8 protein-coding genes and 2 pseudogenes are annotated in these 11,751 nt (G+C 63.4%); 4 read left to right on the top strand and 6 right to left on the bottom strand.

Translation table 11 applies throughout. The annotated features are described in order from the left end of the window. Nucleotides 1–209: 209 nt before the first annotated feature. Nucleotides 210–1,190 (bottom strand): hypothetical protein, encoded by a 981-nt coding sequence (locus ACFMO5_RS07335; protein ID WP_376792102.1) that lies wholly within the window; start codon nucleotides 1,188–1,190, stop codon nucleotides 210–212. Beyond that, nucleotides 1,190–1,744, bottom strand: coding sequence for a sigma-70 family RNA polymerase sigma factor (locus tag ACFMO5_RS07330; protein WP_376792101.1), 555 nt, complete (start codon nucleotides 1,742–1,744; stop codon nucleotides 1,190–1,192). Before ACFMO5_RS07330 ends, ACFMO5_RS07335 begins: the two co-directional genes overlap by 1 nt. Before the next feature lie 236 nt (nucleotides 1,745–1,980). On the opposite strand from ACFMO5_RS07330, the gene ACFMO5_RS07325 reads away from it, so the two are divergent. Continuing rightward, nucleotides 1,981–2,667 (top strand): hypothetical protein, encoded by a 687-nt coding sequence (locus ACFMO5_RS07325; RefSeq protein ID WP_376792100.1) that lies wholly within the window; start codon nucleotides 1,981–1,983, stop codon nucleotides 2,665–2,667. A 228-nt stretch (nucleotides 2,668–2,895) separates the two neighbouring features. On the opposite strand, the gene mutL is transcribed toward ACFMO5_RS07325, so the two are convergent. The 3 genes from mutL to ACFMO5_RS07310 form a co-directional block, all read right to left on the bottom strand. Continuing rightward, on the bottom strand, nucleotides 2,896–4,584 hold the full coding sequence (gene mutL / locus ACFMO5_RS07320) for a DNA mismatch repair endonuclease MutL (RefSeq protein ID WP_376792099.1): 1,689 nt from the start codon (nucleotides 4,582–4,584) through the stop codon (nucleotides 2,896–2,898). A gap of 399 nt (nucleotides 4,585–4,983) precedes the next feature. Then, on the bottom strand, nucleotides 4,984–5,205 hold the full coding sequence (locus tag ACFMO5_RS07315; protein ID WP_088571520.1) for a cold-shock protein: 222 nt from the start codon (nucleotides 5,203–5,205) through the stop codon (nucleotides 4,984–4,986). A gap of 404 nt (nucleotides 5,206–5,609) precedes the next feature. Next, nucleotides 5,610–6,437 (bottom strand): inositol monophosphatase family protein, encoded by an 828-nt coding sequence (locus tag ACFMO5_RS07310; protein WP_376792098.1) that lies wholly within the window; start codon nucleotides 6,435–6,437, stop codon nucleotides 5,610–5,612. Nucleotides 6,438–6,747: 310 nt separating this feature from the next. Here ACFMO5_RS07310 and ACFMO5_RS07305 point away from each other — a divergent pair, with 310 nt between their 5' ends. From ACFMO5_RS07305 to ACFMO5_RS07295, 3 genes and pseudogenes are all read left to right on the top strand, one after another. Next, the gene (locus ACFMO5_RS07305; RefSeq protein WP_376792097.1) at nucleotides 6,748–8,193 is read left to right on the top strand and encodes an O-antigen ligase family protein; all 1,446 of its coding nucleotides are present in this window, start codon (nucleotides 6,748–6,750) and stop codon (nucleotides 8,191–8,193) included. A 4-nt stretch (nucleotides 8,194–8,197) separates the two neighbouring features. Beyond that, nucleotides 8,198–10,375, top strand: a complete 2,178-nt coding sequence (locus ACFMO5_RS07300) for a sensor histidine kinase (protein WP_376792096.1) — start codon at nucleotides 8,198–8,200, stop codon at nucleotides 10,373–10,375. Between the two features lie 234 nt (nucleotides 10,376–10,609). Next, nucleotides 10,610–11,566 (top strand): annotated as a pseudogene (locus tag ACFMO5_RS07295) (RNA-guided endonuclease InsQ/TnpB family protein); the annotation flags it as partial. Between the two features lie 48 nt (nucleotides 11,567–11,614). On the opposite strand, the pseudogene ACFMO5_RS07290 reads toward ACFMO5_RS07295, so the two are convergent. After that, nucleotides 11,615–11,751: pseudogene (locus ACFMO5_RS07290) on the bottom strand (DNA methylase); the annotation flags it as partial.

The following is an 11,751-nucleotide window of genomic DNA, read 5'->3' as shown; positions in this document are numbered from 1 at the left end:
CGCCAACGGCGCCCGGCTCGCCCCTAAACCCCTACTGAGGAAACCAAACGGGTTGGGGGAAGGGAAAAACCTGTCGGGGGTTGGGATCCCTGGTTTGGCGTAAGATGCTAAAGCACCCGGCGATCAACAGGTGAACAGCTCATTCGCAGATCCCCTTCCGTCCCTTGGCTGCGGAAAATCAAAATCGGGGCTGTCTGGATTGCCCTTTCTCAACGACGCCCCGGGGGAGTTTGCTCTGGTCCTTTCGTTCCATCTTGCGGACCAGGAGGAGTGTGAGGCGTGGACCGCCGTTCCTGCCCCGGAGGGGACCGTTGCGGCCGAGGTGTTTCCTTTTTCTCTAGGCCTGGCGGTGTTCGCTCGAAGCGAGGGGTCGCCTGCCTCTCCAGCCCTGGAGGCGTACGGGTGCGCTCTCGCAGGATCTCCGCCGCGGGTGCAGGGGTTACTGGTGAAATTTCCTCGGGATGAGGGAAGATGTCCCCTTCCGGCAAGCCCAAGATATGGGCCAGTTGCGCCCACTCCTGCTGGGCCCGGGCCAGCTCAGCGCGGGATTCGGGTGGGGCGACTTGCAAGGCTTGCCTGAGGATCACACCTTGTCGCTCATATAAGGCGCGAAGCCGGACGCCGCGCGGAGAGGAGCTTCCGTCTTCGAATTGAGCGGCCTCCCCCAGATGACGCAGGCTCTCCTCTGCCACCGCAGGGAGCCAGCGCCCATGTGTTGCCGCCCTTTCGAATTCTTCCCAACGTCGCTCCGCCAGCCAGAGCGCTCGCTCTTCCGGAGGCATTCGTGTGGCGAAGAGGCTTTCCACCGCGCGCTTCACCGGATACAACGGTTCATCCGGCAAGCTGGCCTCCGCGGCGCCCACCACGCCGAGGGCCGCCAGGATCAAACCCAGAACGAAGATCAGTGCCCCAGCCCATCGGAAAGCGGGTGAGGAGGAAGAGGAAACGATGGGCCGAGCCTTCGCGCGGGCTGCATAGATTTGCCCCTGAAGGATCATCCGTTGGAGCGCCTGAGGGCGCAGGGATGCCACCTGGCCCTTTTGAATCCAGAGGGCCGCCTCCAGTAATGGGCGCAACGACGCCGCCTCTGGGAACTCTCGGAGGCATAGCTCCAGATCCGCTCCCTCTTCCATCCGGCGCAGGCAGCGCTCCAGAAGTTCGGCTGCGTGGATTTCTGTCCCCTGATCCATCACCGGATCTTCTCCAAATAACGGGCTAACGCTGCCAGGGCGCGATGTTGCAAAGCCTTCACAGCCCCAGCGGATTTCCCCATCGCCCGCGCGACCTCTTCGATGCTCATCCCAACCAGGAACCGCAGAACCACAACTTCCCGCTGTTCCTCCGTCAGCACCCGCAACGCGCGCTCGATCATCTCGGAGATAGCGATCTCATCCTCAGGGACATCCCGGATCAACTGCGGCCCGGTTTCTGTATCGTCCAGGGCGATGGTCGGACGCCGGTGCTGTCGTCGCCAGTGGTCGATCAGGCGCGCCCGGGCAATGCGGAACAGCCAGGCACCAAAGGGGAGCCCCCGCTCTTCATACCGCGGCAGGTCCTCGATCATCTTCAGGAACACATCCGCGGTGAGGTCTTCTGCTAGCTCCGTATCGCCGACGCGATATAGGAGATAGCGATAAATCCCATCGGCGTAATGCCGATAAAGAGCGGCGATCGCCTCCGGATCCCCTTTGCGCGCCCGGGCAATCCAGCGTTTCTCCTCGGGATGAGGGGTGAGCAGACCCATCCCTCATCCTCCTAAGAAACCGTATAAAGAGTGAAAATCGTCACGCGTATCTTCCTCGCTCATTTCAGCGGTTTATTCTACGGATCCAATCGTTTGATGGCTCTGACCGTTTGGACCATCAGACGGGGATTCGATTTCCTGGTGTGAAGGTTGCTTCAGTATCCCCTTGTTCCCTTAAGGCGTGATCCTTTCACCCAACCAGGCTTTTCCCATCCCTAGAACTGGAGGTGTGCCCAATGCGACGAATTTTACCTGCGATGGTTGGAATTTTGTTAGGGCTTGCGCTGGCCGCGGGGCTGGGGTGGATGATGGCTCGGGCGGTGGGCGCTGCACCCCTAGGGGAGGAGCCCACGCCCACGCTGACTGCCACCCTGACGCCCACGCTGACTGTCACCCCGACGCCTACCCTGACGCCTACCCCGACGCCTACCCTGACCCCCACCCCGACGCCTACCCTGACCCCGACGATCCCGTTCACGCGGGTCCATCCGGTGGCCTTGGCTCTGGCCCGATGGATCAGTCAGACGTTCCCGCAGGCGGGCATCACCGTAACGATCTCCGTTACGGATCTGATGGCCCTACACACCCAAGGGTTCGGCTACGGGGAGATCGCCCGGGCGCTGCAGCTCGTCCTCGCCTCTCAGACTGATGAAGATCCGAACAACGATCTCTCCCTGGAGCAGGCCCTGATGTTGGGGCGCCAGATCGGCTGGGGCCAGGCGTATCGCCTATATAACCTGCATCCTGGCGGTCGAGGCCTGGGCTCCATCATGCGCTCCGCCAAGCCGAAGAAGCCGAAGGGCTTTGCAACGCCATCCCCCTCCGCAACTCCAACCCCGTCCGCGCAGAGTTTTTCCTCAGGGACCTCCAAGCAGAAGACAAAGGATTTTAAGCCGCCGCGCTGGAGGGGCCGGGGGAGGTGATCGGATCTCCTTCCCCCCTTCTCCGCGCTGCTTCGCGGACATGGGAAAGGGCCGGGGTTTGGGGGCGGTGAAGCCCTGCCCCCAAACCCCTTCTTTCCCCTTCGCTTCCACTGAGGGAAGTGGGTTCATGCAAGCGGCTCCAGCACCCCAGAAGTTGGTTGCCCCGTTTGGCCCAAATGTCCTCCGTAGAACGATTGGGCTGCTTAGGTGACATTCAAGATGCCCGGATCACTCCTCTCGACCGAATTGTCGGGCCAGTTGTCCCAGCGGGAACCGTAGCACGGTTGGCCGCCCATGCGGGCAGGTCCAGGGCATGGCGCATCGCTCCAACGCTCGGACCAGATGTTGCATCTGCTCGATGTTCAGAACCTGCCCTGCCTTCACGGCTGCGCGCTTACAGATGTTGCGGATCAGGCGGCCTTCAAGGGTCTCCTCCATCGGACGACGGGATCCTTGCAAATCCATCAGGAGATCCTGGAAGGCGGGAAGGATTGCTTCGGTGGAGAGGATAGCAGGAACCGCCTGCAGGCGCACAGTGTGCGGGCCGAAAGGCTCGATTCGGAACCCCAGATCCTCTAACAGGCCCCGGTTCTCCTCCAGCAGGCTTATCTCCTCTGGGGGCACATCGATAAGCAGCGGCTGCAACAACGGTTGGGCCGGAAGTGGACCTTCCTGACGCTGTGCGCTGAGGGTCTCATAAAGCACGCGCTCATGGGCCGCATGCTGATCCAGGAGATACAGGCCGTCCGGGCCTTCCGCGATGATATAGCTGGCTTGGATCTGTCCGATGACCCGAAGGGGAGGCAAAGAGGAGGGGGAGCTTTCCGCCCCTGGCGTTTGTGAGGTGGTCTCAGGAAATGTCCAGGCAGGCAATGAAGAGACCTTCAAAGGTCTCTCCGGAAGGTTGCTCGAACGGAAAACAGGGATCGGCGCGGTCTCGCGTAAGGCGCGATGGGCGGCCCGCTGGACGACCCGAAATATCCCATCGGGATCCCGGAAGCGGATCTCGATCTTGGCTGGGTGGACGTTGACATCCACCTGCTCAGGGGGCACATCGATCCACAGGAAGGCCCATGGATAACGGCCGCCGGGGAGCAGGGTGTGATATGCCTGAAGGACCGCGGCGGGTAGCATGCGGTCCTGCACCCACCGTCCGTTCACAAAAAACACCAACTCTTGACGATCTGGCCGATCCATTCCCGGCGGGCTGATCCAGCCGCGCACCCGCACCGCTCCTTCTTCCTCCGCAACCTCTAACAAGGCTTCGGCCAGCTCGGTTCCATAAAGCGCCGCCAGGCGGTAACGGGGCTCCCGCGCGGCCGGGAGGGAGAAAATCTCCCGACCGTTGTGGCGCAGGATGAAGTGAACGTGGGGGTACGCCAGGGCATAGCGGCTGATCCAGAGGTCGATCTGCCGCCGCTCGGCCCCTTCCCCTTTCAGGAACTTCAACCGCGCAGGGGTGTTGAAGAACAGATCCTCCACAATGATCTCGGTCCCAGGGGGGCGGGCTAAGGGATGTTGCTCCACGATCTTACCCCCTTCGATGCGAAGCTCCGTACCTAGGGTCTCCTGGGGGGGTCGGGTTCGACACGTCACCCGAGCGACCGCAGCGATCGCCGCCAGGGCCTCCCCCCGGAAACCCAGCGTGGTGACCCGGAACAGGTCCTCAGAGGATGAGAGCTTGCTGGTGGCATGCCGGGCGAAGGCCAGCGGGACCTCCGCGGCGGGGATCCCACAGCCATCATCGGCCACCCGGATCCGCCGGCGCCCGCCGCCCTCGATTTCCACCTCAATCCGTGAAGCGCCAGCATCCAGCGCGTTCTCCACCAACTCTTTCACCACCGAAGCCGGTCGTTCCACCACCTCACCGGCCGCGATTTGGGCCACCAGCTCAGGCTCGAGGATCCGAATCGGCATTCTCGGCGCTCCGAAGATAGAAGATATAAGCGGAGCTATTCAATCTCTGTAAGGGCATGACACGCCATGTCTTTACTCTGAATGGCCATTAGGGCGAATAGGAAAGTGGAACTGCTTTAAGGGCTGGGAAGACCACCTGATGACTTATTTTGCGTTCTTTTGAGAAGAAGAGCAAATCTCGCCCCATGTTGGTTGGCTCAAAGTATTTTCCCTGTTCTTTGATCTGGGTAGGAGTGACGCAATTCGGAGTCTGTGAAAGAAGTGGGAAGGGCTCCTTCACCTTAGGAATTGGGAAAAGTTGCTGAGAGCGGCCTCGGGCCCTAGCATGGCTTCCCAAAAACAGAGGGAGCCTCCACGAGGAGGCTCCCTCTGCCCTGGGCGGGTAGGTGGACACCGTGGTCATTCGGACAGGCGGACGACCTGTTCGGCCTGGAGACCCTTAGGCGTCTCACGGATGGTGAACTCCACCCGCTCGCCCTCCTCAAGGTTCCGGAACCCCTGACCGACAATTGCTGTGTAGTGGACGAAGACGTCCCGGTCTCCTTCATCCGGCCGGATGAAGCCATACCCCTTCGTCCGGTTGAACCAGCGGACGGTGCCCTTGACACGCTGACCAGCCATTGCTGCAACTCCTCAAAAGGATTTTGAAGCCCGCAAGGGGCGGACTCCCGTTACCCTGTGTGGAACGATCTTCCCGGACGAAGGGGTGTCTCTCCGGTTCGTTAATAAAAAGGCCGTCGGGCGAGTCCTGCGTTGACCCGACGGCCAAACTTTCAGAACATCCCCCTCGCACTCCGGTGACTCGTTCCAAGGCCTATCATAGCCGAAACGCTGATTTTGTCAAGTGGTGTTTGGCCTCAAGTTGAGGGTGGACGTGGGATGGGGCACCCATGTAGGGGCACCCGCAAGAGGTGCCCCATCCAGGCAAGCATCAGGTCTGTAAGGGCAGGCCCAATGCCTGCCCCTACCCAAGGCATCCATTCGTCCTTTCTCCATACACTTTCGGAGCGCGCAGGGGACTCCCCTCAAGGGTTCCGTCCCTCAGGCGCTGCCATCCGACACGAGGCCAGGAGCTCCAGGAGTTCCTTATGGATCAGCCCGTTGGTGGCCACGATGTCAGTCCCCAGGGAAGGCAGGGGATCGCCCTGAGGGGTGGTGACATGCCCGCCAGCTTCCTCTACCAGCAAAGCCCCTGCCGCCAGGTCCCACGGGCTCAGCCGAAACTCCCAGTATCCGTCCAAGCGCCCCGCCGCCACGGACGCCAGATCCAGCGCTGCGGATCCCACCCGCAAAACCCCATGGCAATGCTTCAGCAGTGTGACGAATTCGCGGGTGTTGTCCAAGGGCGATTCCTGACGATCGTAGGGGAATCCGGTCACCAGCAACGCCTCCGCCAGCCGGGGGGTGCGGCTGACCCGAATCGGCCGCCCGTTCAGGAAGGCCCCTTCCCCACGCCGTGCGGTGAAGAGCTCATCCCGCATCACATCGTAAACCACCCCGAGCATGCGCTGCCCTTCTTGGAGCAGGGCGATGGAGACCGCGAAAACATGGAATCCATGAGCGAAATTCGTGGTGCCGTCCAGAGGATCCACCACCCAGAGCCATGGTGAGGCGCGAGCGGCTTCTCCGCTCTCCTCTGCCAGTACCGCGTGCTCTGGGAACGTGCTTTGAATCCGAGAAAGCACGGCTCGCTCCGAGGCCAGATCCGCCTCCGTGACCAGATCGATCTCCCCCTTATGCCGGATCTCCAGACCGCGCTGGAAGTGCCAGCGGAGGATCCGCCCGGCCTCGAGGGCCGCCTCGACAGCGACCCGGTAAGCCTGATCCAGTATGGAAGCGGCAGCCCGCCCCAATTGCTCCTCCTCCTATGCTCGTCCGGCTGAAACGCCCGGCGAGCGAGATCCTTGTCGAGCCCCGGTTGGCAAACCTCGGGGCACCGGGAGGCTTGCCCCCTGGAGCAAAAAGGGCGCCAGCTGGGAGGACAAGCTCCCACCGATGATCCGATGAAGGATTATAATTCTGATGGCCTGAACCGCCATTCCTCGTTGCAGTGGCGGATCGTTGCGAACCGGGCAAGGCCCCTGTCGGATTGTCCTTCCCCTCAGGGAAAGGAAATCGTCCGGTGGCCATGCCCTTTGCGAAGCGAACCTCGGAAGAACGACGATGAACGGCTTGTTGGGTATGCGCTTAGTGGCCGGTCGAAGACTGGCCGTGCTGATCCTGGGCCTGGTGACCGCCTGGGGGCTGGGTTGGGGGATCGCCCTCGGAGGCCCGGTCATCGCCTTCGTGGGGCTGCTGGGGGCGATCCTCATCGCGCTCGTGCTGAGCTCCATCGATATGGCCTTCCTCCTGGTGCTCGCAGTAATCTTCTTGCTCCCCTTTGGGACAGTTCCAGTGCGGCTGGGTTTCACCCCGACTTTGCTCGATTTAGCCGTCCTGGGATGGCTGTTGACTGGGCTGGCTTGGTGGGCCGCTGGACGCACGGCGACGCTGGAGGGAACGGCCCTCGCCTTCCCGGTGCTGGCCTTTCTAGGCACCACGCTGGCCACCTTTATGGCTGGGCTGGGCCACGCTCCCCTCACGCAGACTGTAGCCCGGCGGTTCGCCGAATTTTTGCTGGCCATCCTCTCCTTCTTCTGGGTGGTCACTCTCGTCCGCGATGAGGTCCGGCTCTCCCGTCTGATCCGTTGGTCCATTGGTTTTGGGTTTCTGGCCGCCCTCATTGCGATCGCTCTCTATGTATTGCCGGACGCCCGGGCGGAGGATCTGTTGTTGCGCCTTCGGCCGCTCGGGTATTACCCGGAGGGGGGGGCCGTTCTGCGTTACATCCTGGATGATCCGGAGCAGCCGGAACGGGCCATCGGGACAGCGGTGGACCCCAACCTGCTGGGAGCCATGCTGGCCACCCTGATCTCCCTCACCTTTCCTCAACTGTTTGCCCGGCGGCCGGTGTGGTCTCGCCCGCTGGTGTTTCTCTTTCTGGGCGCGATGGGGTTGGCGCTGTTGTTAACGTTCTCCCGGGGAGCTTTCATCGGGACCGCTGTGGCGATTCTCGCGCTCGGCGTATTCCGCTATCGGCGGCTGCTTCCCTTGATTGCAACGAGCCTAATCCTGTTGTTCCTTCTTCCCATGACCCAGGACTATACTCAGCACCTCCTGGCGGGGCTCCGGGGGGAAGATTTAGCGACCCGAATGCGGTTTGGAGAATATCGGGATGCTCTTACATTAATCTCACGTTACCCCTTTTTCGGGGTAGGCTTCGCCGGGGTGCCGGACGTTGACCTTTACATCAAAGTGGCCAGCATCTACTTGTTGCTGGCGGTTCAGATGGGTCTCGTTGGCCTGGGGGTCTTTCTCCTCGTGATGGGGGTCTTCTTTGCGACCGCGTGGCGAGCCCGTCGCGCCGTGCGGAATCGACCCGACTTGGAGCCGATATGGTTGGGCCTGCAGGGAGCTGTCCTGGCCGCGCTGGTCAGCGGCGTCTTCGATCACCACTTTGTGAATTTCGATTTCCATCACATGGTGCAGTGGTTCTGGCTGTTGATCGGTCTGGGGATGGCCGCCACCCAGCTGGCCCATCGGATCCCTAAGGGAGAAGGGATGAGTTGAGCCGATGAGCTTCGCGCAAACCCTAGCCCGATTGCTGACGGAGGCCTCCGCCTCGTTGTTCTATCACCTTCTGATTGGCCTGGCCCTGGAGGGGCTGTTGCTGATGGCCGCACAGGCTGCCCGACGCGCCCGGCAGAACCTTGTGGCCCGTCGCCTGGCCCTGGCTGCCGGCCTCAGCCTGATTGGACGGATCGGGCTGTTCGGGGTCGCCTTTGTGGAGAGCCAGTGGCTGCCCCCTGGCACCCTGCTGCCTCCGCTGGAGCGGGCGATCGATGTGGCGACCTGGGCATGGCTGGGCTGGGCGATGCTGGGGAAAGCGCCCGGGTTCTGGCTCCCCGCACTCCATACCCTGATCACCTTCGGCGCCTATGGGATGATTGCCCCGAACTGGCTCAGCATCTCCCTGCAGGACCCCACGCTCTTTTATGCGGGCACCCCTTCGGATCAAGCATGGATGCTGTGGACGCTGGGGGTGTCCCTGGGGATTGGGGGTCTGCTTCTCTCCCGGCCATCACCAGCTTTCCAGGGGGTCGGTGTGCTGGGGTTCTTCGCCCTGGCCTTAGGCGCTTTCCTTCAGCTGAATGCACCCCTCGCTGGGACCCACCTTTCCCCCTGGATTCGCTTGGGGGCTGTGACGGCTTATCCGCTCTGGCTGGCCGGCGCTTATCGCCTGGCGCTTCAAACCGCCCAGCAGATCTCCTGGGAAGCCAGTGGGGCGGCTGAGGGCTGGCGAGCTTGGAGCCAGGGATTGCTCCGTGCCCTTCGGGAACAGGAGGATCCGAGCCCCCTCTATGAGGCCTTAAGAGCTGCCCGGGCGCTCATGGGCGCTCGATGGACCGCGGTCGGGCTTTGGCGAGAGGATCAGCTCCTGATCGTCGCCCGGGAGGGAGAGCGCCTCCCCCGGGCCGGGTCTGATCTTTCGATCCCCTTCTCCGAATATCCACCAATCGGAGAGCTCATCCTGCAGCGTCGTTCGGGGTTGCTGGCCCCGGAGACTCAGAAAGGGGAAGCCTTCCAGCGGCTTTGGCAGGCTTTCGGAATGGCAAGGGCCGGTTTCCTTCAAGTCGAGCCCCTAATCACCCCAGAGGGCGTGCTCGGCGCCTGGCTGATCGGCTATCCTGCGGAGGCGGCGCATCAGCCTCCGGATCCCACGCCAGGTCAGCAGATGGCCGAGCTCCTGGCTCAAACTTTAAGCCTCCTGCAGGAGCGCGAGGCCAAGGCAGCGCTGGAGGGCGCGCTCGTCGTCCTTCAAAAGGAACATGAGGAGACCCTTCAACGCATAGAGGCCCGGCATAACGAGGAGCGGCAGGCGCTGTATCGAGAGATCAACCGCTGGGCCACCCGGGCCGCTAAGGCAGAGGAGGAGCAAGAGCGTTGGCGTCGACGAGCGGAAGAGCTGGCCCGGCTGATCGAAGCTCAGGCATCGCCTCCCGCGGGGATTCCCTTGAAGACCGCTTCAGCGCCGCCTGCGCCAGCGATGGCCTCTGAAGGCGATCGGGAGGGACTGATCCTGGCCCTCCTGCAGGAGCTCCGAACCCCCCTGACGGCCATCCTGGGCTACACGGATCTCCTGTTAGGGGAAGCGGTGGGCATCCTCGGGGCCACACAGCGCCAGTTTCTGTTGCGGATTCAATCCAACATCGAGCGGATGGCCGGGTTGATTCGGGAAATCCTCCAGGTCGTGGCGTTGGAGGCTGGAGCCTTCCAGCTGGAGCCCGAGCCGCTGAATCTAAGGGAGATCCGAGATGCCGTTCTCCGGCAGCTGCAACCCGTGCTCCAGGGGCGGGGCTTGCAAGTGGCCCTCGAATGGCCCGATGATCTGCCCTTGGTGCGGGTGGATCGGGACGCGGCCGAGCAGATCCTTTACCACTTGTTGAACAACGCCGCCCTATGTAGTCGTCCAGGCTCCACCATTGGCCTGCAAGCCCGCTTGAACCCGGAAGTCCCCGGGATGCTGTTCCTCCATGTACGGGATACCGGCGGGGGGATCCCCATGGAGGAAGCCCCAAAGGTGTTCGCGCCCCGCTATCGGGCCACAACCCCACTGATCCCCGGGGTCGGTGATAGCATCGGCCTCTCCATCGCCCGGGCGCTGGTGGAGGCCAGTGGGGGGCGAATCTGGGTGGAGAGCGAGCCAGGGGTAGGCAGCGTTTTCACAGTGGTCCTGCCTTTGTCCTCGTAATTTTCGTGGGGTGGGTGCCCCTACACGGAGGGCCCGGGCAGGCCCGAGGACCCTAAAGGCCATGTGAGGGCAGGCCTTGTGCCTGTCCCTCCATTCTGTGTCGCCGGGGCCGCACTGGGAGGGGGTAGGGGTTGCCAACTGCTCCCATTTTTGTTAGCATCTGTTGCGATGTGAGAGACGCCACGGTCATCGCTCGGCCTGCCGGTGAGCCCGGAAGGCCCTGGAGGTTCTGCGATGCGAGTGACCCAAGCCTTTCGCTTGGAGCTCGCCCCCAACGTCGCGCCGCGCATCGCCCTCGCCCAGCCCGTGGGGGCGGCCCGCTTCGCCTCCCACGGGGGCCTGGCCCGCTGCCGGGAGGCCTTGGAACCGGGAAGACGCCTCCCCTCCGCCCGGGCGCTCCACAAAGAATGGAACCACTGGAACCGCGCGCACGCCCCCTGGTGGGTGGAGGTCTCCCAGTGCGCCCCCCAGGAGGCCTTCCGGGACCTCGAGCGGGCCTTTCGGAACTGGCGGGCCGGGAGGGCGGGAAGACCCTGCTTCAAGCGGAAGAAATCCCTGGATGACCACAAGGCCCGCCTGACTGGTTCCATCCGGGTGTCCCCTCGCCACGTGCCGCTGCCGCGCCTGGGGAGGATCCGCACCCAGGAGCGGACGGAGAAGCTTCTTTCCCTCCTTCAAGCGGGGAAGGCCCGGATCCTTTCGGCCACCATCGCCCGGGAGGCCGACCGCTGGTTCGTGCGCCTCCCGTGCGAGGTCGAGCGCCCGGATTCCATCCCCCGCGCAGGGGAGCCGGTGGGGGCGGATCTGGGGCTGTCCGCGTTCTTGGTGCTGTCGGACGGGACGCGGATCGAAGCCCCCAAACCCTTGGCGAAAGCCCTGCGAGGTTTGCGCCGTCTCTCGAGGTTGCCTGCCTCCGGTCCCCACCGGGCGGGCGAAACCCCAGCCGGTGCGGGGGGTGGAGGCGCTGAGCGTGCGGGGGATGGTCCGGGGCCGGCTCTCCCGGTCGGTCGCCGATGCGGGGTGGGGGATGTTTCTTCGGCTCCTGGCCTCCAAAGCCCAATGGGATGGGGCGACGCTCATCGTGGCCCCGCCGGATTGCCCGTCCACCCGGCGTGGCTCGCGGTGTGGGGGGTGGGGCCGAAGGGGCCCCGGTCGGTGCGCGTGTTTCGGTGCGCGAGGTGTGGGCGGGAGATCGATCGGGATCTCAACGCCGCCTTGAACTTGAGGCAATACAGGTTGGCCGGCCACGAGGCGGGCTACGTCGTCTCGGCTCGCCGAGTCGCCGCAGAGCAGCCGGTGCTGGCCGAGAATCCACAGATCGCCCCGCCTGGACACCGGCTCTTCGAGCGGCTCGGGAACCGCATCCTCATCGGTGA

It is taken from the genome of Thermoflexus sp., assembly GCF_042408365.1.
In the GTDB taxonomy this organism is placed as follows: Bacteria; Chloroflexota; Anaerolineae; order Thermoflexales; family Thermoflexaceae; genus Thermoflexus.
Note: the sequence above shows the minus strand (reverse complement) of the source record. Positions and strands in the feature narration are given on the sequence as shown.